At 65.9% G+C, this 21686-nt stretch carries 18 protein-coding genes; 5 read left to right on the plus strand and 13 right to left on the minus strand.

Annotated elements, in window-relative coordinates; genetic code table 11:
• Nucleotide 1: 1 nt before the first annotated feature.
• Both ACTODO_RS06715 and ACTODO_RS06720 read right to left on the minus strand, forming a co-directional pair.
• Nucleotides 2-634: a DUF3710 domain-containing protein gene (locus tag ACTODO_RS06715; protein WP_003792576.1), complete on the minus strand. Its 633-nt coding sequence runs from the start codon at nucleotides 632-634 to the stop codon at nucleotides 2-4.
• A 9-nt stretch (nucleotides 635-643) separates the two neighbouring features.
• Nucleotides 644-946, minus strand: coding sequence for a DUF4193 domain-containing protein (locus ACTODO_RS06720; protein ID WP_003792577.1), 303 nt, complete (start codon nucleotides 944-946; stop codon nucleotides 644-646).
• A gap of 166 nt (nucleotides 947-1112) precedes the next feature.
• Here ACTODO_RS06720 and sepH point away from each other — a divergent pair, with 166 nt between their 5' ends.
• Nucleotides 1113-2363, plus strand: a complete 1251-nt coding sequence (sepH, locus tag ACTODO_RS06725; protein ID WP_003792578.1) for a septation protein SepH — start codon at nucleotides 1113-1115, stop codon at nucleotides 2361-2363.
• A 65-nt stretch (nucleotides 2364-2428) separates the two neighbouring features.
• On the opposite strand, the gene ACTODO_RS06730 is transcribed toward sepH, so the two are convergent.
• Together ACTODO_RS06730 and ACTODO_RS06735 are read right to left on the minus strand one after the other, a co-directional pair.
• Nucleotides 2429-3577 carry an alkaline phosphatase family protein gene (locus tag ACTODO_RS06730; RefSeq protein ID WP_003792579.1) on the minus strand — a complete coding sequence of 383 codons (1149 nt, stop codon included), beginning with the start codon at nucleotides 3575-3577 and terminating at the stop codon, nucleotides 2429-2431.
• A complete protein-coding gene (locus ACTODO_RS06735; RefSeq protein WP_003792581.1) occupies nucleotides 3570-4106 on the minus strand; it encodes a DUF5998 family protein in 537 nt (178 codons plus the stop codon). Before ACTODO_RS06735 ends, ACTODO_RS06730 begins: the two co-directional genes overlap by 8 nt.
• 67 nt (nucleotides 4107-4173) lie before the next feature.
• Here ACTODO_RS06735 and ACTODO_RS06740 point away from each other — a divergent pair, with 67 nt between their 5' ends.
• Nucleotides 4174-6645 carry a DNA gyrase/topoisomerase IV subunit A gene (locus tag ACTODO_RS06740; protein ID WP_003792582.1) on the plus strand — a complete coding sequence of 824 codons (2472 nt, stop codon included), beginning with the start codon at nucleotides 4174-4176 and terminating at the stop codon, nucleotides 6643-6645.
• Between the two features lie 80 nt (nucleotides 6646-6725).
• On the opposite strand, the gene ACTODO_RS06745 is transcribed toward ACTODO_RS06740, so the two are convergent.
• The 6 genes from ACTODO_RS06745 to ACTODO_RS06770 form a co-directional block, all read right to left on the minus strand.
• Nucleotides 6726-7943, minus strand: coding sequence for a S8 family peptidase (locus tag ACTODO_RS06745; protein WP_034512247.1), 1218 nt, complete (start codon nucleotides 7941-7943; stop codon nucleotides 6726-6728).
• 270 nt (nucleotides 7944-8213) lie between these two features.
• Nucleotides 8214-9164 carry a PfkB family carbohydrate kinase gene (locus tag ACTODO_RS06750; RefSeq protein WP_003792584.1) on the minus strand — a complete coding sequence of 317 codons (951 nt, stop codon included), beginning with the start codon at nucleotides 9162-9164 and terminating at the stop codon, nucleotides 8214-8216.
• On the minus strand, nucleotides 9157-10623 hold the full coding sequence (locus tag ACTODO_RS06755) for a sugar porter family MFS transporter (protein WP_003792585.1): 1467 nt from the start codon (nucleotides 10621-10623) through the stop codon (nucleotides 9157-9159). Before ACTODO_RS06755 ends, ACTODO_RS06750 begins: the two co-directional genes overlap by 8 nt.
• A 219-nt stretch (nucleotides 10624-10842) precedes the next feature.
• Entirely contained in the window at nucleotides 10843-11865 is a 1023-nt protein-coding gene (locus tag ACTODO_RS06760; RefSeq protein WP_003792586.1) for an N-acetyltransferase, read from the minus strand.
• Between the two features lie 18 nt (nucleotides 11866-11883).
• The gene (locus tag ACTODO_RS06765; RefSeq protein WP_003792587.1) at nucleotides 11884-12822 is read right to left on the minus strand and encodes a GNAT family N-acetyltransferase; all 939 of its coding nucleotides are present in this window, start codon (nucleotides 12820-12822) and stop codon (nucleotides 11884-11886) included.
• A 185-nt stretch (nucleotides 12823-13007) separates the two neighbouring features.
• Nucleotides 13008-15128, minus strand: coding sequence for a DNA gyrase/topoisomerase IV subunit B (locus ACTODO_RS06770; RefSeq protein WP_003792589.1), 2121 nt, complete (start codon nucleotides 15126-15128; stop codon nucleotides 13008-13010).
• A 237-nt stretch (nucleotides 15129-15365) separates the two neighbouring features.
• Here ACTODO_RS06770 and ACTODO_RS06775 point away from each other — a divergent pair, with 237 nt between their 5' ends.
• From ACTODO_RS06775 to ACTODO_RS06785, 3 genes are all read left to right on the plus strand, one after another.
• Complete coding sequence (locus ACTODO_RS06775; protein WP_003796397.1) at nucleotides 15366-15581, plus strand: DUF7455 domain-containing protein; 216 nt, start codon at nucleotides 15366-15368, stop codon at nucleotides 15579-15581.
• A 255-nt stretch (nucleotides 15582-15836) separates the two neighbouring features.
• The gene (locus ACTODO_RS06780) at nucleotides 15837-16937 is read left to right on the plus strand and encodes an ABC transporter permease (RefSeq protein ID WP_003792591.1); all 1101 of its coding nucleotides are present in this window, start codon (nucleotides 15837-15839) and stop codon (nucleotides 16935-16937) included.
• 1 nt (nucleotide 16938) lies between these two features.
• Nucleotides 16939-17622 carry an ABC transporter ATP-binding protein gene (locus ACTODO_RS06785; RefSeq protein WP_003792592.1) on the plus strand — a complete coding sequence of 228 codons (684 nt, stop codon included), beginning with the start codon at nucleotides 16939-16941 and terminating at the stop codon, nucleotides 17620-17622.
• A 94-nt stretch (nucleotides 17623-17716) separates the two neighbouring features.
• Here ACTODO_RS06785 and ACTODO_RS11065 read toward each other — a convergent pair whose 3' ends face one another.
• From ACTODO_RS11065 to smc, 3 genes are all read right to left on the minus strand, one after another.
• Nucleotides 17717-17830: a ribbon-helix-helix protein, CopG family gene (locus ACTODO_RS11065; RefSeq protein ID WP_279625075.1), complete on the minus strand. Its 114-nt coding sequence runs from the start codon at nucleotides 17828-17830 to the stop codon at nucleotides 17717-17719.
• 18 nt (nucleotides 17831-17848) lie between these two features.
• A complete protein-coding gene (locus tag ACTODO_RS10990) occupies nucleotides 17849-18004 on the minus strand; it encodes a hypothetical protein (RefSeq protein WP_003792593.1) in 156 nt (51 codons plus the stop codon).
• 101 nt (nucleotides 18005-18105) lie between these two features.
• Entirely contained in the window at nucleotides 18106-21681 is a 3576-nt protein-coding gene (smc, locus tag ACTODO_RS06790; RefSeq protein WP_003792594.1) for a chromosome segregation protein SMC, read from the minus strand.
• Nucleotides 21682-21686: the final 5 nt, after the last annotated feature.

Raw genomic sequence — 21686 nt, forward strand, 5'->3', positions numbered from 1 at the left:
GTCAGGCCTCCTGAGCGCCCGCGGGCAGGTGCACGGGCAGCAGCTCCAGGCGCGTGCGCGGGTGCTCGTCACGACGCACGATGATGCGGTCGATGACCTTTTCGATCTCGACGCCGGCTTCCTCGTTCGCGGCGGCGGGGCCGAGGATGTCGATGCGGGCGAACCAGCGGTCGCCTTCGCGGCCGATGATGCGCATGCGCGAGGTCGCGGAGCGTCCGTCAGGCATCTGCATCGGCATGTCGACGAGGAGCTCGTTGCCGTAACGCGTCGGGTAGTCGGCGACCTTGGCGCCCTGGTCTTCGAAGCCCTTGCGGATTTCTTCGCGCAGCTCCTCCCATACGCCACCGGAACGGGGCGCGGCGGCAACGCTCATCTGGATGCCGGAGCTACCGAGCACGACGAGGATCTGCAGGACGGTCGTACCGTCATCAGCGACCTGCGTGCGCAGCTGCATGCCCTGAACCGCGGGGAACAGGATGGATCCCATGTCGACGTAGCCGTCGCTGGTGTCGACCTCCCCGTAGTTACGCGGGCCGGGCTCGCTCCAAATCGCAGCGTCTTCGTCGCTCAGGCGAGGCAGGGCCTCGACCTCTTCGATCTCTTCTTCGACAGTCTTCTTCTTGCGTCCGAACATCGTCCTACCTCACATCGCGCACTCGGTGCACACGGGGGCGCCGTTGGCGTCCACGTGGTCGAGCTGCGACGCGTGGTGCACGAGGAAGCACTGCGAGCAGGTGAACTCGTCTTCCTGGCGGGGAACGACGTGGACCGTCAGTTCCTCCTTTGACAGGTCCGCACCGGGAAGCTCGAAATTCTCAGCCGCTTCGTTTTCGTCTTCTTCGATCTCGGCGGAGCCGGCGTCGTTGCGACGGGACTTCAGCTCTTCGATCGAGTCCTCTGCGACCTCGTCTTCGTTCTTGCGCGGCGCATCGTAATCGGTTGCCATGGTTCTCCCCTTTCGCCTCTCGAGCCGGTTTGCGCGAGTGGTCTATGCGCAGGGAGGATAACACTTGTGAGAGTAATGTGCCATCGTATGTGTGACACGCGCCCAGCTACGCGACATTCTGAGCATTATTTGAGACGATTCGACCTAGACGTTTGAGGAGGAAGTGATGATTGAGCTCGAATTGCTCGGGACCAGCGCCGATGGCGAGTCCCTGGTGCTCACGGATGCCCAGGGTGAACGCTATTCGGTGTTGATTTCCGATGAGCTCCGCGGCGCGACGCGTCGTGATCGTCCGCGAGTGGAGCTGGCGCCCGCTCGTCCGACCCTCGCTCCTCGCGATATTCAGGCTCTCCTGCGCGCCGGCGCGACCCCGGCAGAGATCGCGGAGCAGCACGGCATGGAAGTCAGTGCGGTCGAGCGTTTTGAGGCTCCCGTGCAGGCCGAGAAGGATTATGCGCTGACGCGCGCCCGCGCCGTTCGCATTGGCGACGGCGGCCCTACGATGGGCGACCTCGTTCTGGATCGACTGGCGGCGCGCGGCGTCGACCCGTCGTCTCTGGAGTGGACCGCGACGCGCGAGGCCGGGGAGCCCTGGCAGATCATCGTGAACTTCGTGCAGGGTGCGGCCGAGCACGCCGCCCACTGGCATCTGTCGAACTCCGGCTCGCTCGAGGCGATCGATCAGGAGGCTCAGTGGCTGACGGAGCAGGTGTCCACTTCCCCGACGGCCTCGATCTTCACTCCCCTGCCGCGCAACGCTCCGGCTCCCGTCGTCGACCCCGGTGCTGAGGACCTGCGCAACCGCGAGGCGATCATCGACCAGCTCAATGCCGTGCGTGGTAAGCGCCAGCAGATTGATTTGGACCTGGACGATGAGGTCGACGAGGAGGCCGAGTACCTGGCAGCTATCGCCGGCGAGGAGGAGGCTCCCACAGCGGAGCCCGACACGTCGACGGGCCCGATTTCCGCGCGCATCTATTCGCTCGCGTCCGCTCGCACGAAGGCGGAGGCACCATCCGATCCCGCCGAGGACACGCTGTTCCCCGCGACCGGTCAGATCCCGTCTGCCCGTCCGACACTGACGGGCGCTATCCCGGTGGCGTCCCGCTCCCCCAAGACCGAGGCCCCGGCCTCGTCGGGCGTGCTCCCGTGGCTCTCCGACACCCCCGCGTCCTCTGGTGAGGATAAGGGCGGCGAGGAGGCGAAGGCCGAGGAGCAGGCGACCCCCGCGATCCCCATGAAGGCCGTGCAGGCGTCCGATTCCACTGATCCCACTCCTGCCGAGGCCGAGGAGAGCGCGACCGGGTCCGTTCCCGCTCAGGGAGTGACGGGTTCGAGGATGGCGCGCACTTCCTCGAAGAAGACCCGCCGGTCGGTCCCCAGCTGGGACGAGATTCTCTTCGGCTCGAAGTCGTAATCCGAGCAAACGCCAAGCGGCCGCCCGTTAAGGAGCGGCCGCTTCGTGTATGTCCTGTAGTCGTCTTACGACAGGACGATGACGGGGATGCGCATCTCCGTCGAGGTGAGTGAGCCGTGAACGCCCGGCATCGCGATCGCCGAGGCACTCTGGGTTCGAGAATCCACAATGCCGCCGTTTCCGCGGGTGAGGACCAGCAGGTCGCCGATGATCGAGGCACCGTCTCCGGGGCCGATGAGCGCGCCCATCTGATCTCGAGAGAGGATCCACGCGCTCTCCCCCAGGACGTCGCGCCAGCGCGCCTCCACGTTGGCGGAGTGGCCCTCCTGCGCGTGCACGTGGACGGCTCGTGTCTCGCCGGCGACGATGCGCACGCCCTCGCGCAGAGCGGGCGTCGCGGCCACGTCCACGAGGGCGGAGTGCTCCACGTTGATCATGCCGTGGTCCGCGGTCATGACGGTCCGCACGCCCGCGGGCAGGCCGCGCAGCAGCGCGGACAACCCCGCGTCGAACTCTTCCAGGCAACCGATCCACGCATCCGATCCAACGCCGGAGCTGTGCCCGGCGTGGTCGATCTCGGACCAGTAGAGATAGACGACGGGCGTGCCCGCGCGCAGCTCGCGCAGAGCTGCACTCACGCGGTCACTGAGCGACTCGGCGGGCACGTGGCGCGCTCCCCGAAGCGCAGCTCCCGTCAGTCCGGAACCGGCAAAGCGCGCGGGCGAGATGACGGCGGAGGATACGCCCACCGCGGCCAGGCGCTCGAAGTACGTGGGCGTGGGCTGCCACTCGGTGGGCGCCGGCCCACCCTCCATGGCCAGCAGGTTCATGACGCCACCGCCGTAGGCAACGGAAAAGCCCACCATGTTGGTGGCGCCCGGGCGTGCACCAGTGCCGAAAGCCGTGATGGCCGCGGCCGTTGTCGAAGGGACGACCGTGTGAATCGAGCGACAATCGTCTCTCATGCGGCGCAGTGTCGGCGTGTGCCCCAGGTGATCCTGGATCAGCTCGTACCCGAGCCCATCCACGAGGATGAGAAGCACCTGATCAGCCCCGGCCTCGATCCCGAGGGTGCCACCCGCCTGTGCGGAGGCGCCGGGCAGGGCTGAATCGATCGACGAGAGGGCACCAGCGATGACGTCCGTGATGACCGGATCCCCCGCGGCGGGCAGGTCCGCACCGGGCAGGTCCAGCGTCAGTGCGCGCTCACTCACTGCGGGTCCCCATCAGGCGAGCGAGATGATCGACGAAGACCATGGCCTCGTCGAGAGCATCCTGACCGTCGGCGGCCGCGGAGATACGGAACGTCATGTCGTCGGGGAAGGACGTGCCCGTCAGGCCATGGTCGGCCATGCAATTGGGATCGTCGCAGCGGGCGGGTTCGAGCTCGAGGCGGCGTGCGCCCTTCAGGTCCAGGGCGATCGTCATCTCGGACAGGCCGCTCGCGTTCTCGGGGTCCGTGTAGACCTCCATCGTGGAGTATCCGGCGATGTCGCCCACGCGGTGCACGGCCGTCGCAATCGTCGCCGATCCGCCGTCCATTTCATCAACGTGCAGCTGAACGATGGCGCGGTCCGTCAGCGAGGCGACCGTGAGGTGCCGGAAGACCGATCCGCGGTCGAAACCCGTATCCACCTGGCACAGCGTCGCGAGCGGCTCCGCAGCGCCCAGAGCGCGGCGCAGCGCACGCTGCACGGCCTTGGGGTAGAAGCCCCCACGTTCGATACGGGTCCATGTGTCCATGCCCCAATTGTGCCCCGAAGCGGCGCGCCAGTCGAAATGAGCGCCAAGCCGCGCAATAATTGCGCGTATGGCTAAGAAGGACCAGGTCGTCGACATCCCTGAGAAGGACGAGAACATCACAGAGATCGACGTGTCCGATGAGATGCGTGGGTCCTTCCTGGAGTATGCCGTCTCGGTGATCTACGCTCGCGCGCTCCCCGACGCGCGCGATGGCCTCAAGCCCGTGCAGCGCCGCATCCTGTTCCAGATGGATCAGATGGGGCTGCGCCCCGACAAGGGACACGTGAAGTCCCAGCGCGTCGTCGGCGAGGTCATGGGTAAGCTCCACCCGCACGGCGATTCCGCGATTTACGAGGCCCTGGTGCGCCTCGCGCAGCCCTTTAACCTGCGTGTTCCGTTGGTCGATGGACACGGTAACTTCGGCTCTCTGGACGACGGCCCTGCCGCCGCGCGTTACACCGAGGCGCGCATGGCGCCCGCCGCGCTGGACCTGGTGACGGGCCTGGATGAGGACACGGTCGATTTCGTCCCCAACTACGACAACCAGTTCATGCAGCCGGACGTCCTGCCGGCGGCCTTCCCCCAGCTGCTGGTCAACGGCGCCTCGGGCATCGCCGTGGGCATGGCGACGAATGTCGCCCCACACAACCTGTCGGAGACGATCGCTGGCGCTATCCACCTGCTGGATAACCCGTCTGCGTCGGTCGCAGACCTCATGCGCTACATCCCCGGCCCTGACCTGCCCGAGGGCGGCGTCATCGTCGGCCTCGAGGGCATCAAGGAGGCCTACGAGACGGGCCGAGGCGCGTTCAAGACCCGCGCGAAGGTCCAGATCGAGCGCGTGACCGCCCGCAAGATGGGCATCATCGTCACGCAGCTGCCCTACATGGTGGGCCCGGAAAAGGTCATCGAAAAGATCAAGGAAAACGCGAACGCAGGACGCCTCAAGGGCATTTCCTCGGTTCAGAACCTCACCGACCGTATCCACGGCCTGCGTTTGGTCATCGAAGTAAAGAACGGTTTCAATCCCGAGGCCGTGCTTCAGCAGCTCTACCAGCGCACGCCTCTGGAGGATTCCTTCTCGATCAACGCGGTGGCGCTCGTGGGCGGCCAGCCGCGCACGCTGGGCCTCAAGGAGATGCTACAGGTCTTCCTGGATCACCGCCTGGATGTCACGACGCGTCGCAGCCGCTTCCGCCTGAAGAAGTGCGAGGATCGCCTGCACCTGGTCGAGGGCCTGCTCATCGCGATCCTGGACATCGACGACGTTATCGCGATTATTCGCTCCTCTGATGACGCGGAGATCGCGCGCGAGCGCCTCATGACGGCGTTCGACCTGTCCGAGGCCCAGGCCAACTACATCCTCGAGCTGCGCCTGCGTCGCCTCACGAAGTTCTCGCGCATCGAGCTGGAGGCCGAGCGCGATGAGCTGCTGGCGAAGATCGCGTCGCTGCGCGAGATCCTGGAGGATCCAGAGCTGCTGCGCGCGCTCGTGAAGAAGGAGCTGCGCGAGGTCTCGGATCGCCTGGGTACGCCGCGTCGCACGCTGCTGCTGGCCTCGACGGGCACGCCCGTGGGTGCGGCAGCCGCCGACGATGCCGCGCTGGCGGCCCTGCCGTCGGTGTCGCGTTCCGGTAAGGGCCTGGACCTGCAGATCCCGGACGACCCGTGCGTCGTGGTCCTGTCCTCCACGGGCGCTCTCGCCCGCGTCGAGGGCGGGGATCCCCTGGAACCCGGTCCGCGCGCGGCGTCGGACGGCTGGCGCGTACAACTGCCGTCGACGGCTCGCTCACAGGTGGCTGTGGTGACGGAGGACGGCATCGCGCACCGCATCGACGTCGTCGACCTGCCTGCACTCCCCCGCTTTGAGACGGGCCTGTCCCTTGCTGGGGCGATGCCCGCGTCGCTCCTCCTGCACACGGACGTTCCTGCAGTGGGTCTGCTCGATCCCGAGGGCACCGACGTGGTCGCGATGGGCACGACTCGCGGCACGGTCAAGCGCCTGCGACCGGACGTGCTGCAGCGCGACGAGTGGGAGGTCATCGCCCTGGAGGACGGCGACCGTCTGGTGGGCTTCGATCGGTGCTCGGACGAGGCGGACCTGGTGTTTATTTCGTCGGACGCGCAGCTGCTGCGCACCCCCGCCGCGAAGGTGCGCCCGCAGGGTCGCACGGCCGGCGGCATGGCTGGCATGAAGCTGAACGCCGGGGCCGAGGCCCTGGGCTTCTGGGTGGTCGAGGCTCCCATCGACGCCGTCGTGGTAACGGTAGCCGCGGCGCTAGGTGCGCTGCCGGGAACGGGCCAGACGACGGTGAAGGTGACGCCTTTCGAGTGCTACCCCACGAAGGGTCGAGGCGGCCAGGGCGTGCGCTGCCAGCGCTTCCTGCGCGGCGAGGATCGCCTGGATATCGCGTGGGTCGGTACAAAGCCGGCACGGGCCGCGTCCGCGGACGGTTCGCCTGTGGAGCTGCCCGCCGAGGACGAGCGCCGCGATGGCTCGGGCGTTCCGATCACCTTCGCGATTGCGTCGATCGGCTGACGCACTCTTCTAGTCGTGACGGTGGGGTGGCCGGGATTGCTCCCGGCCACCCCACCGCTTTATCAGCTTCTATTTCGCGCCTATTTTGCGTGATAGCGGGGGCTGGTTCCCAGGTGCGTGGGAACCGTGACCAACGGATCGGTGATCAAGGATTCGTCAAAGCCCCTGTAGGAATACGAGTTGTCGTTGACTATCTGCGCAGGGTTCACGACACCATCCGCATACTGCTGCACTTCGTCGGGTGTCGGGCTCGATCCATTCCCCTTGTCGGCGAGCGGGTTCACATCGGGCAGCGTCGTGGGATCCGCATTGAGCATTGCCCCTGGATCGATGCCGCCGTAGCCGGTGTACTGATTCCAGGTGTGGTCTGGGTTCAGGCCCGTCTTGACGAGGAGCTGGAGCAGCTGATTGGACGAGGCATTCGGCCACTTCTGGCGGGCGAGCGCGAGGACACCGGCGACGATGGGAGACGAGAATGATGTACCGGATGTCTCAACGATCTGATTCGTCGCAAAGTCATGCGTTTTGACCGGACCGCCAACGGCTGTCGTTGTCACGCCTTGTCCCCACGACGAATAGTCCTGACGGTTACCATCGACGCCAATCGCACTGACGCCAACGACTCCGGACCACTGGGACAGCGACGATGAGTTTTCATCCGTTGCTTCATTTCCAGCGGCAGCTGTTATGATCACGCCCTTGGTCAATGCCCTCGCGACAGTCCATTTCAGTTCGTCACCCTGAAGCGAGCTGGAAGCAGAGAAATTCACGATTTGCGCACCGTCGTTCATTGCTTGATTGAGCAGCCACGGGACACTGACTTTAGATAGGCCATTCTGAGTTTCAGTACACGAAGGAGATGCAGAATCTCCCCTGCTAGGGGCGGGTATCTGATAAGTCAGAAGAGAACTCTCGGGAGCCACTCCATAGACAGATGACACCAAGATCGAAGCAACAGCTGTGCCATGGGTCTTGGAAGATGCGGATGAGGTCACTTCACACGTTGATTTGTTGTGAATATCCGAATCCCTCAGCTCGGGTGTAGTAGTATCTACTTCCCCATCGACGATGGCAACGGTTACCCCTTTGCCGGTATACCCCTTTGCCCTAGCCTGATCCAGGTGGTAGTATGAGAAGTACGCCTGGTCCGCCGCGGTGATCGCGTTGTCCGCCTGGGCTGGAGTGGTTGGGAGCGTGGTGACGCTAGCGGCGATGACGAGAGCGGCAGCCGAAGCTCCCCACATGCGTCTACTTTTTCGAGGCGCTCGTCTCGGCTTTACCATTGGCGCGGATCCCATCCATCGTCCTTTCGCGGAGCGGGGCTCAAGTCCTTAACGGAGCCGTTATCGGAGTCAAAGCCAACGTCAGCCACGCGTCACCTCCACGAATACCAAGACCGAAAATGACATGTTCCACGGAACACTATGAGACCTCTGCAAGCATATGACTACTTGTTCACAGTGACAAGCGCGTCCGAGAATCGCGCAGTGACCACAGACCAGCGGATATGGGTGTGGGCCCAGCCGCTCGGCCGGGCCCACACCCATCAGTTGAGAGGTACTCCCCCGTCAGCCTCGCAGCGTCGGGTCGGCGGCCAGGACGTCGGCAACCTCCTCGCGCGTGGGCGAGTAGGCGCCTTGGTGCAGGATGGTGATGCCGGAGGTGATGATGCCGCGGTGGATGGCGGGCAGGATCTGGTCCCACGAGGCCTCACGCAGGCGCTGCTTTGCCTCGCCGGAACCCAGGAGTCCCGCGTCCACGAGGCCGGAGATCAGGCCGGCCATGAGCGAGTCGCCCGCGCCCACGGTGTCCACCAGCTCGACGTCCAGCGGGTCGACGACGAGCATGTCACGCTCGGCGGCAGCCTTGATGTAGACTCCCCAGGGACCGCGCGTGCACAGGATCAGCGACGGGCCGGACTGCGACCACTCGCGGATGACGTCCTCGACGGGGCGGCCCGGGTAGAGCCACTCGAGGTCCTCGTCCGACGCCTTGACGACATCCGCGAGGGCCACGATCGCCTCGATGTGGGGGCGGGCCTCGTCGGGCGTACCCAGCAGAGCGGGGCGGATGTTCGGGTCGTAGGACACAGTGCCGCGGATGGCCTGGCGCTTGACGGCGGCCAGGACCTTATCAGCGCCGGGCTCGACGACGACCACGTAGGAGCCGGTGTGGACGTGCCCAACGGTGTCCGGGTCCTCGACGGAGGGCACATCCCAGGACAGATCAAACTCGTAGGTGGCATGGCCTCGTTCGTCGACGGCGGCGTGAGCCACCGTGGTAAATTCGGCGCCGTCGCTGCCGGGCGTCAGGGTGACGCCGGCGGCCTCGGCGTGAGCGCGCACCTTATCGCCGCGAGCGTCGCGGGCGAACCATGTCGCCAGCTCGGATTCGTGGCCGAGCCGGGTCAGGCCGGCGGCAACGTTGAGCATCGATCCCCCGACAACTTCGACGGGTTCACTGTTTGGGCGGGTGATCTCGTCGATGAGAGCTTCCCCGATGTTCACGATCCTAGTCATTCGTCAACCCCAGCTTCTCTTCCATTTCTTCCAGAGGAATGCCCTTCGTTTCGGGCATAACCTTCAGGACCCAGAATAGCTGACCGATCATGGCCAGGAAGAAGATTCCGAAGGCGAAACCCCCGCCCAGCTTATCCGCGAGCACGGGGAACGCGTAGGTAATGACGAAGGCGAACACCCAGTGCGTGAGCGACCCCAGAGACTGGCCGCGGGCGCGCACGCGGTTGGGGAAGATCTCCGAGATGAACACCCAGATGACCGAGCCCTGACCGAAGGCGTGCGAGGCGATGAAGGCGAGCAGGCCGACAAGAATCAGCCAGACCGGAACGGCGCTGCCTTCTTCGAAGACACCCCCCTTGTAGGCGAACATGATTGCCGACAGGAAGCCAAGCGAGATGAGGTAGCCGATGGAGCCGACGATCATGAGCTGGCGCCGACCCAGCTTGTCGATGACGGTGAGGGCAGCCATCGTGGCGATCAGGTTCATGAGGCCGACGATGACGGAGGCGACGTAGGGGAATGCCGCGCCGAGCACCTCCTCGCCGCCGGCGAGCTTCATAACCTTGGGAGCGTAGTAGAGGATCGCGTTGATGCCGGAGAGCTGGTTGAACATCGCAATGCAGAAGGCCATGAGGATGACCTTGCGGTAGCGGCGCGTGAAGAAGGCAACCTTGCCGCCGGAAGCATCCTCGGCGATCTGCGCCTTTATCTCGGCGATCTGCTCGTCGAACTCTGCCCGAGAGGTGGTGAGGCGTTCAGAAATCTTCACGGCCCGCTCCTTGCGACCGTTGGCCAGGAGCCAGCGAGGCGTCTCGGGGACGGTCGCCAGGAAGATGAGGAAGAAGACGGCCGGGACGGCCATGACGCCGAGCATCCAACGCCAGGCGATGTCCTCGTGTGCGATCTCGCGGATGATCGCGTTGGAGGCGTAGGCAAGGAGGATACCGAAAACGATGTTGAACTGGACCAAGCCGACCAGGCGCCCGCGCACGCGAGCGGGGGCGATCTCGGCGGTGTAGATGGGCGCGACCACGGAGGACAGTCCGACGCCGATGCCGCCGAGGAAGCGGAACAGCATGAAGAAAGTGATCGGGAACGCGGACGAGGCCGACACCGATCCGTCCGCAGCGGTGACCAGGGTGGGTAGCGGCGCAAGAGCGGTTGCGAGGGCGCCCACGCCGAACAGGATGCCGATCCAGAAGAGGACGGGCTTACGGCCGAAGCGATCAGCCAGGTTACCGGCGATGATCGCGCCGAGAATCGTACCGATCGTCGCGATCGCGACGATCATGCCTTCGCCCGTGGAGGACAGAGCGTAGAGCTCGGTGAGTTTTTCTTCCGCACCGGAGATGACGGCGGTATCAAAACCGAAGAGCAGGCCGCCGAGAGAGGCGACGATGGCACTTCGAATGACCAGGGGCGGAATGGATCGAGATGGTGCTGACGACTGAGATGTCATGCTAGCTCCGCACTGTGGGGAGGGGACGCGCATGGCGCCGAGGCCGTTCCTGCCTCTGTCGCGAGCCTAAGAATTCAATTGGTCGGACAATTAGGACCTAGGGAGCAGTTATGTGAAAACTGAAAGGAAAACGGGAGGAAAAACGCCCACCGACAAAGAAAAAGTAACGACGGTAACACAAGGGGATGCGCGGAAACATCCACCATGCGAAACGCATGATCAAATTTCGATCGCGTAGAGCCTCGTCTGGCCGACCGTACGGAAGCCGAGGTAGTCGTAGATGGCGAGAGCGCCCGTGTGGTTCGCGGACCCCACGCCCGTGCCCGCGCGATCCATGCCGTCGCGCTTCTGTGCCCACATCGACGCCAGGATCAGCGCGTCCGCGACGCGGCTCTCGCGCCACTGGGACAAGACACCCAGCTGGTCGATGTACCCCTCACGCCAGCCCAGAGCCGCCCAATCCTGCTCGTAACACGATGCCAGCAGGAAACCGGCAACGCGGGGACGATCGCCCGTGCGGTCGACGGCGACGAACGACCATTCGGGAGCGAAGGCCGTGCGCCCCTGCATCCACTGCTCCTGGGTGAGCGGGGGCCGACCCCACTCGGACTCGTTGAGGCGGTTCGCCGCGCGCAGGGCGGGTTCCTCCCACTGGGGGCCCCAGGCCTCGACGCTCATGTACGAACCCAGGTCAGGAACCGGCGGAAGACTATCCAGGGAGGCGCGCAGCTCGTAGTAGGTGCGCGTCCAGCGGAAGCCATGCACCTTCAGCTGCGCCTCGAGATCGTCCTGGCCGGTCTCGACGTGACAGGTGATCTGGGCGGGAGCGTCACCCTCGACCTCGGCCAGCATCTGTCGGGCAGTGCCCTCCTGCCAGTCGACGATCGCATTGCCGAGGCCGATGCGCCGAAAGTCGGGGTCCACTCCCCCGACGCAAACGCACTCCACACGCCCCGGGAAACGCAGGACCACCTGCGCGAAGGCGACGATTCGACCCGCTGCAATACCCCTGCGGGCGATCCCGACGAGGCCTCGCCACTGGGAAGCACCCGAGAGCATCTCCTCGACCTCGTCCGGGCTGGTGCGATACGGCGGGTTATCGCGGGCCTCCATGCGGGCGAAAAGCGCGGACAGGCCGTCGTGATGGGCGGCCGTCAGCGACTCCCATTCGATCCCGTGATGTTCGCCCGGGAAGGGGACGAACTCGGGGGCATTTGCTCGCTGCGCGAGAGGAATGCTCATGCTCGCCTCCTTCCGTCCCTACTGGTCGATCGTGTAGTAAACCTCGGCGGCTTCATCCACGAAGCCCAGGTGTTCGTAAATCTTATGCGCTCCGTCCGGGCTCGACATGTCAACGTCGAGGCCAATGCGCGACGCTCCAGACGCGGACGCTGCGGCGACGGCGTGCCCGACGAGGGCGCTCGCAATGGAGCGTCCGCGGTGCGCCTCAGCAACGCCGAGCAGGTAGATGTAAGCCTCCGGACGGCCCGTAGCCACCCAGCGCTGCGCGGGACGTCCAGTGATCGCGTAGCCAACGACATCACCCTGAGCATCCACGGCCACGAACGACCAACGCGTGTCGAAGTGGTTCATCGCATCGTCCCACCACAGGGCGCGCAGGGGCGAACGGAACGACTGCTGGAAAGCCTCCATGTGGATGGCGCGGATCTGGTCCTGCGGAACCTTGTTCCACGGAAGGACGCGATATCCGTGGCGCGCGGGCACGGGCACCTCGCCACCGGCCAGGTCACGGTACATGACCTGGTACGTGCGCTTAGCAAAGAAGCCGGCCGCAATGTAGAGGCGGCGACGATCGGTCATGTGCGCGTCGACGAGGTTCGAAATCGAGGCAGGAACCTCAGAATCGGCTCCAAATTCCTCGACGAGCATCTGTCGGGCGCGCCCGTCCTGCCAGTAGAGCAGAGCCCGGCCCACGCCTCGGCCACGCCAGTGCGGGTGAATGAAGGCACTGACGACGGCGGTGGCGGCCTCGTGAATGCCGCGCAGCACGCGCACGGACGCCACGGCGCAGATGTTTCGCTTCGCGTCCAGGCCGACGATCGTGTCCACCCAGTCGCGCCCGTTCTCGCCCTCCATCATGTCCGCGATGTCGTCGACGGAGGTGCGCCGAATGGCATTGTCGTCGTCTTCGATCAGGGAGATGAGTGCGTACACGGCGGGGGCATCGCGGCCGATCATGGGCCGCCAGCGCAACCCGAGGTGATTGCCCGGGTACGGGACGGACCCGGGCGGCGTGAGTCGCTGCGCAAGTCCTGTCATGGCAGATATCCTACCGGCTATTCGGGCCTTTAGTCACACTGGCGCTTGACATTTGGTCAACGCGCGTGAACGGTTGTGCAGCGCGCGGGGATTTTTGCCCGTGATTACGCGTCGATGCGCGTACGATCCAGCCCCGCGGATTCCTCGACAATGAACTCCTTGCGCGGACCCACGGTCGAGCCCATGAGCAGCTCAAACACGTCCTCCGCCTGGCGCAGGGCTTCCTCGTCGGCCAGCGTGATGCGACGCAGCGAGCGGTGCGCCCGATCCATCGTTGTCTCGGCGAGCTGGTCTGCGTCCATCTCGCCCAGGCCCTTGTATCGCTGGATGGGTTCCTTCCACGTGCGGCCCGAGCGACGCAGGGCGGCGAGCTTACGATGCAGCTCGTCCTCGGAGTAGGTGTAGATGTACTCGCGCTTCTTGCGTCCCTTGCCCGCGACCTCGATGCGATGCAGGGGCGGGACGGCGGCGTAGATGCGGCCGGCCTCGACCATGGGGCGCATGTAGCGGAAGAACAGGGTCAGCAGCAGGGTGCGGATGTGCGCGCCGTCGACGTCGGCGTCCGTCATGAGGATGACCTTGCCGTAGCGAGCCTGGGACAGGTCGAAGGTACGGCCCGAGCCCGCGCCGATCACCTGGATGATGTTGGCGCACTCGGCGTTGGCCAGCATGTCCGCGGTCGAGGCCTTCTGCACGTTGAGGATCTTTCCTCGAATCGGGAACAGGGCCTGGTAGTGGGAGTTGCGCGCGGCCTTGGCCGTACCCAGGGCGGAGTCGCCCTCGACGATGAACAGCTCGGTCTCCTCGACGTCCTCGAGGCGGCAGTCCGCGAGCTTGGCGGGCAGCGAGGAGGTTTCCAGCGCGTTCTTCTTACGCGAGATCTCCTTGTGCAGGCGTGCGGAGACGCGGGCCTTCATCTCGCCGACGACCTTCTCCATGAGGAGGGAGGTCTGCTGCTTGTCGTCACGCTTGGAGGAGGCGAACTTGGCCTTCAGCCAGTCGGAGACCACGCGGTTGACGACGGTGCGAATCTGGGGAGTGCCCAGCGTTTCCTTTGTCTGTCCCTCGAACTGAGGCTCGGGGAAGCGCACGGTGATGACGGCGGTCATGCCGGCCTGCACGTCGTCCTTTTCGGGGCGGCCATCCTTCGCGCCGACCTTGAGTTTGCGGGCGTTCTTGTCGATCGCGGCGCGCAGGGTCTTGAGGACCGCCTGCTCGAAGCCGGTGACGTGGGTGCCGCCCTTGGGGGTGGCGATGATGTTGACGAACGACTGGACGCTCGTGTCGTAGCCAATGCCCCAGCGCAGCGCGATGTCGACCTCGCACGTGCGCTCGACCTCGGTGGCGCGCAGGTGCCCGGTCTCGGAGTCCAGGGCCTGCACGGTCTCGTTGTAGGTGCCCTCGCCCGTGATGTGCCACGTGTCGGTGACGGGGCCGTCGGTGGCGAGCCAGTTCGCGAAGTCGACGACGCCGCCGTCGAAGCGGAAGCTCTCGTGGAGTTCCTCTTCGCCGCGCTCGTCGTAGCAGTTGATGGTCAGGCCGGGCACGAGGAACGCGGTCTGGCGGGCGCGCGCCAGCAGGTTCTCCCAGGAGAAGCCCTCGGTCGACGGGAAGATCTGGAAGTCCGCCCAGAAGCGCACGCGCGTGCCGGTCTGGGATTTCTTCACCTTGCCGACCGTCTTGAGGGTCGAGCCGTCCACGAACGGCTTGAAGGGCGAGTTGGGGGTGCGCTGCTTCGAGTCGTCGAATTCGCCGGGTTCGCCGCGGCGGAAGCACATCTCGTGGGTCTTGCCACCGCGATCGACCTGTACGTCGAGGCGGGCCGAGAGTGCGTTAACGACGGAGGCGCCGACGCCGTGGAGGCCGCCCGAGGCCGCGTAGGAGCCGCCGCCGAACTTACCGCCGGCGTGGAGCTTGGTGTAGACGACCTCGACGCCCGTCAGGCCCTGTCCGGGGACGATGTCGACGGGGATTCCTCGGCCGTTGTCGGCGACGGAGGCGGAGTGGTCGGGGTGCAGGCGCACGTCGATCGTGTCGCAGTGGCCTTCCAGGGCCTCGTCGACCGCGTTGTCGATGATCTCCCAGAGGCAGTGCATGAGGCCCCGGTGGTCGGTGGAGCCGATGTACATGCCGGGGCGCTTGCGCACGGCTTCGAGCCCCTCGAGGACCGAGAGGTGCCGTGCGTTGTAGTCGGATGCATCGGTAGGAGTCACGATGTGCATCATATGTGGGTCAACGCTCGTTTGTGGCCAACGGTGCGCGTGGCGCGGGTTCTGGGACGCTTTCCACGATTGACGAGGCCGGGGCCAGATCCCGCTGGGGGGGTGCCGTTTCGGGGGCTGTTGGGGCATATTGAAGGAGGGTTTGCGCTCCCCCGTTTCATTGTGTCGGCGTGCGGGCAGTCGATTGCGCCCCGGGTGAACAGGGGTGCGAGGCGCGGGGTGATGGTGTGTGATGGAAGCATGAACGCACAGACTCTTGAACGCCCCGTACTGGACGAGCCGCAGCTCAGCGCGGCTAATCGTTGCGACGCCTGCGGCGCTCGCGCCTGGGTTCGTGCGACGATGCCTTCGGGTGGCCAGCTCTACTTCTGCGGCCACCACGCAAACGAGCACCTGCCCTCACTGGTGGGTGGCGGCGCACAGATCCTGGACGAGCGTCATTTCATGAACGACTGAGAGCGAGCCTCCCGCAGCGGCGGGACGCACGGCTTGCAGGCGCGGGCGGGGACCAACGGGTCCCCGCCCGCGTTTTTCTTGCGCACATCGTTGTTGCGCCTATTTGCGATGCCTGCGTCACGAAACCGCTCTTGATCCGTACTTTTGCTCCTCTCCCCCGCGCGCCTGTCAAAAACCACGTGATACAGTTACGAGCCGCTTTCGGGCACAAAAAGTGGCGAACTGACACACTTTCGCCCACATTGGAGCAAAGCCATGAAAATAGCGTGGAACGAAATAAAATACCAACCAAAGAAGTTCATTCTCATCGAGTTCCTGATCGCCACGCTCATGTTCATGGTCGTGTTCCTCTCGGGTCTCACCAACGGCCTCGCCTCCTCCGTATCCGCGCAGATCCAGAACTACGGGGCCGCGACGTACATCTTGTCGACGGACTCCGAGGGCGTCATCCCCTATTCCTCCGTGACCGAAGAGGACATCGAGGAGCTGGAAGCTCGCGGCTTGTCGGACTACGCCGGCCTGGTCATCCAGCGAGCCGCCATCACGCGCGGCGATGACTCCAACACCCTGGACATCACCTACTTCGCGACAGACCATAACGAGGATGGCACTCTCGAGCCCGCGGTCATCGACTCCGACGTGAGCGCGTCCGGACTCAAGGAGAACGAGGTCATCCTGGATCGCGCGTTTGAGGACGAGGGGATCCGCGTGGGAGACCAGGTGATCGACAAGATGTCCGAGCAGGCGCTGACGGTCGTTGCTTTCGCGAAGAACGCCAACTATGGCTACAGCGACATCGGCTTCGTGTCCTCGCAGACCTATGCGGCGATGCGCGCGAAGACCGACCCTAACTACCAGTGGCACGCTCAGACGATCGTCACCTCGAAGGAGATTGCGGCCGACGATCTGCCCAGCGACCTGATGGTGGCCGACCGCCAGCAGGTTATCGACAAGATTCCGGGATACAAGGCTCAGAACCTCACCTTGAAGATGATGACCTGGGTGCTCCTCGTGGCCTCGTCGTCCGTCCTCGGCGTGTTCTTCTACATCCTGACTCTTCAGAAGCTTCGGCAATTCGGAGTGTTGAAGGCGATCGGCATGCGGATGCGGACCATCACCTACATCCAGATCTCCCAGCTGACGATCATTTCGTTGATCGGTGTGACGATCGGGCTGGGCCTGGCGGCTCTTGTTGCCCCCTTCTTGCCAAGTACCGTCCCGTCCATCATGACGCTCTCGGACACCGTGACAGTCGCGGTGAGTTTCGTCGTGACCTCGATCCTGTGCGGCGCGCTGTCGCTACTCAAGATCAAGAAGGTGGACCCCATCGACGTCATCGGCGGAAACGGAGAATAAAATGGCGATCATCGAACTGGACAACATCGGAAAGTCCTACGCCGACGGCGACGAGATCCACCACGTGCTCAGCGGGCTGAACCTGAGCGTCGACAACGGCGAATTCGTGGCGATCCTCGGGCCTTCCGGTTCCGGAAAGTCGACGCTCCTGTCTATCGCTGGCCTGCTGTTGTCGGCCGACGAGGGACGCATCTCCATCGCCGGCGAGGACCTCACACAGCTGAGCCAGAAGCAGTGGACACGCAAGCGCCTGGAGCTGCTGGGCTTCATCTTCCAGGACCACCAGCTCCTGCCCTACATGCGTATTGGCGATCAGCTCGAGTTGGTCGCCAAGCTCAAGGGTCAGAAGGACAAGGCTGCACGCCAGGCAGAGGTCCGCTCCCTCATGGAGGACCTGGGGATCGAGGCCTCCTACGCGAAGTATCCGCGCCAGATGTCGGGCGGTCAGAAGCAGAGGGCGGCGATCGCTCGCGCCTTCGTTGGCAACCCGCAGCTGATCCTGGCAGACGAGCCGACCGCGAGCCTGGACCCGGACCGCGGCCAGGAGATCGCGCAGCTGATCAGCAAGGAAGTCAAGTCCACCCACAAGTGTGCCATCATGGTGACCCACGATCGCTCGATCCTGCCCTACGTGGACACGATCTACGAGCTCACGCACGGCACGCTGACAAGGCTCGCGGCCTGAGCCGGCTGCTGGCTTCGCGCGCGCTCCACTCACATTGCAGCGGCGGTGACGGTGCGGATCTCCTGGGCTCTGCTTTCAGGAGATCCGCACAGCTTCAGGCCTTCAGCGCCAGCAGGCCCTCCGAGATAAAACGACGCACAAGCTCACTACGGGTTTGTCCGAGTTCCCCGGTAGCCTCGTCGAGCTCCCGAACCAAGGATTCAGGCAGGCGCGTGCCGACCGGCTATTAGTCCTCACCTAAGAGCTGCGGACGCCCTGGCAGCACCTTCCAGGCTCCGTCACATTCGCCCGCTTCGAAGCGCTGAGCATCCGCTTCAAGGTCGGCGTCGGTAACGGTGATCCCTCCCGCGAGATGGTAGGTCCCCTCTTGCTTCTTGCTCATTACCCTCTCCTCCCGGGTCCAAATATTTCTGTCATCATTTTCTTTGAAGGCGGTGTCATCGCGAGTAGAAGCAACGGCTTTTCCACACGAGGAGCACTCCCCTAGTCCGCGAGGCGCTGGGAGACCACCGTGGTGACGCCATCGCGCATTGTGACGCCGTAGAGGGCGTCCGCGATCTCCATCGTGCGCTTCTGGTGCGTGATGACAATCAGCTGCGAGGTCTCCTGCAGCTCCTTGAAGATGGCGAGCAGGCGTGTCAGGTTCATGTCGTCCAGGGCGGCCTCGACCTCGTCCATGACGTAGAAGGGAGAGGGCCGCGCCTTGAAGATCGCGACCAGGAACGCGATCGCGGCCAGGGAACGCTCGCCGCCCGACAGCAGCGACAGGCGCTTCACCTTCTTGCCCGCGGGCCGAACCTCGATCTCGATGCCGGTCGTCAGCATGTCGTCCGGGTCGGTGAGCACGAGTTCGCCCTGTCCGCCCGGGAACAGCACGCCGAACACGTGCTCGAACTGCTCGCGCGTCTCGGCGAACGCCGACGCGAAGGCCTCCTCCACCAGGCGATCCACGTCCTGCACGATGCGCAGCAGGTCCGCCTTCGAAGCTTTGAGGTCCTGCACCTGATCCACCAGGAACTTGTGCCGCGATGCCAGTGCCTCGTGCTCCTCGAGCGCCAGGGGGTTCACGCGCCCCAGCTTCTCCAGGTCCTTCTGCGCCTTGGCGAGCGCTCGCTCCTGCTCGGCGCGCACGTAGGCGCTCGGCTCGGCGGCCGCGGCCTTCTCAACCTGGTCGGGGTCGAGCGGCAGCATCGGCACCAGCGTCTGGGGGCCAAACTCGGCGAGCAGCTGCTCGGGTTCGAGGGACAGCTCCTCCAGGGCGCGCCGCTGCAGGTCCTCGACGCGCAGGCGCGTCTGTTCGGCGGCGATCTGCCCCTGGTGGGCCGAGGCCGTGGCCTCCGACAGCTCCGCGCTCAGCCGGTCCAGGGCGCGGCGGGCGTCCGAGACCTCCTGGGAGACCTGGGAGCGCCGCTCACTCAGGCGGTCGCGCTCGGCGACGGCCTGAGCGAGGGCACGCTCGGCTGCCTCGAGGGCCACGCGGGCTGCGGCCTCCACGTCCGAGGCCGTGGCCAGCTCCGTCTTGCGCGCGGCCTCGCGCCGGGCGTAACGGGCGCGCTCCTCGCGCTCGGCGGCGGCTGCTTGGCGCAGGGAGCGGGCGCGGGAGGCGGCGCGCCGCGATTGTTCTTCGAGGGCTCGCAGTGATAGGCGTGCCTCGTTTTCGGCCTCGCGGGCCTCGCGTGCGGCGCGGGAGGCTGCGTCCGCGCGGGCCTGGGCGTCTTCGAGGGACTCGGGTGGGCCGACGGTGTCGGCGCCATCGAGGCGTGCGCGTGCGCCAACGTCCTGCTCGCGGGCCCACGTGACCTGCTCGTCGGCGCGGCGGGCCACGTCGTGGGCGCGCTCGGCCTCAGCTCGGGCGGCCTGCGCGGCCGACTGGGCGCGGGCCAGCTCCTGGGCTTCCTTGGCGCGCTGCGCGTCCTCCTCGCGCAGGGCCTTCAGGGCGTCGTTTGCCTCGCGGATGCAGCGGTCCAGGTTCGCGTTTGCCTCGCTGAGCTGCTCAGACACATCGGCCATGCGGGCTTGGACGGCCTCGGCCTGCGCGCACGCCTCCTCGTAGTCGGCGCGCACGGAGAGCACAGAGGAGGCCTGGCGGCCGCCCTCCACCGACCAAGAGCGCAGCACGTCGCCACCTGACGTGACAACTACGCGCACACCGGGCATGTCCAGCACGTCAGCGGCGGCCACAAGGGAGCACGAAACGACCCCGTCCAGCAGGGATACCAGCGGCGCGGCGGCCCCCTCGCAGGCAACGACGTCGGCAAGCCACGTCGCACCCTCGGGCAGATCGGCGCGGGCTGCACCGATCCCGTCATCGGAATCGTGAGAAAGATCATCAGAAGAACCCGACGCTACAACAAGCCGCAGCGAGCGCCCTGCCGCGCGGGCAGCGTCCAGCTCGTCCAGGCCTCGGGCCAGGGAGTCGACGACGACGGCGTCAGCGAAGGGGGCGAGCGCGGCGGCGACGGCGTCCTCAAAACCAGGCGTGACGTGCAGGAGGGGCGCGACCTGGCCGAGCACGCCGGGACGTCCCAGTAGCTCTGCGGTGCCGTCCTCGGGGGTCAGCAGCTGCTCGAGCGCGTCGCGGCGCGCCTCCCAGCGCGCGCGGTCGGCTCGGGCCTCGCGCTCGACGCCGAGCAGCTCGTCCACGCGGGCGCGTGCGGCGTCGCGCCGGGCTGAGGCCTCGGCGTGTGCGCGGGCCGCTCCCCCGCTGGCTTCTTCCTCGGACGAGGCCCCCTCAGCAACACCAACAGAGCCCACAGACGACACGGGCACGGCCTTCTCTGCGGCCTCAGCGCGCTCCTGGGCCGCGCGGTAGGCGCCCCACGCGCGGTCGGCCTCGGCGATCGCAGCCTCCAGGCGAGACGCGGCCGTGGAGGCGTCGCCCGTCAGGCGCGCGACCTTCTCGCGGTGGTCGGCGATGACGCGGTTGACGCGGGCCAGCTCGCGGGACGCGGAATCGTCGGCGTCCTCGGCGGCCTCACGCGCACGAGTCGCGGACATCAGCGCGGAGCGCGCGGCCTCGACCTGACCGGCCAGGGTCGCGTCCTCGGCGCCGGCGACGCGGGCGCGCTCGTCGAGCACGTCGGGGTCCTCGCCGCCCGGTGGCAGCTCGGGGGTCGCCCTCAACGCAACCTTCTGGGTCGCGGCCATGAGCGTGCCGCGCAGGCGCTCGGTGATCGTGGTCAGCGACTGCCAGTCGGAGGATGCCTGCTCGAGCGCCGGCGAGGACGCGCGCTCAGCGTCCTCCAGGCGCGCAAGCTCAGCGCGCGCGGCCGCAATCTGCTCCTCGAGCGAGGCCCGGCGGGCGGCGGCCGACTCGTCCGATGCCTCGAGCACCGATAGCTTCGACAGCGCAGAGGCCAAGTCATCCGCGAGCAGGCGGGCCTTCGCGTCGCGCACGCGCGCCTGAATGAGGGACGCGCGACGAGCAACCCGCGCCTGGCGAGCCAGGGGCCCCAGCTGGCGGTGAATCTCGTTGGTCAGGTCCAGGACGCGCACGAGGTTCGCGTCCATGTCGGCCAGCTTCTTGAGCGCACGTTCCTTGCGCCGGCGATGCTTCAGGACACCTGCGGGCTCTTCGATGAACCCGCGACGCTCCTCGGGCGTAGAGGACAGAATCGCGTCGAGCTGTCCCTGGCCGACGATGACGTGCATCTGACGGCCCATGCCCGTGTCGGAGAGGAGCTCCTGCACGTCCAGCAGCCTCGCCGGAGTGCCGTTAATGGAGTATTCGGAGCCTCCCCCGCGGAACAGGGTGCGGCTGATCGTCACCTCGGAATACTCGATGTCGAGCAGCCCGTCGGTGTTGTCAATCGTCAGGTCCACCTGGGCGCGCCCCAACGCCGCGCGCCCAGATGTCCCCGCGAAAATCACGTCCGCCATTTGCCCGCCGCGCAGCGCGCGGGCACCCTGCTCGCCCATGACCCAGGCGAGAGCGTCGACGACGTTGGATTTACCCGACCCGTTGGGGCCGACGACGCACGTAATGCCCGGTTCGAGGGCGAGCGTGGTCGCACTGGCGAAGGACTTAAAGCCCCGCAGTGTCAGGTTTTTGAGGTACACCCTTG

Source organism: Schaalia dentiphila ATCC 17982 (assembly GCF_000154225.1).
GTDB classification, from domain to species: Bacteria; Actinomycetota; Actinomycetes; order Actinomycetales; family Actinomycetaceae; genus Pauljensenia; species Pauljensenia dentiphila.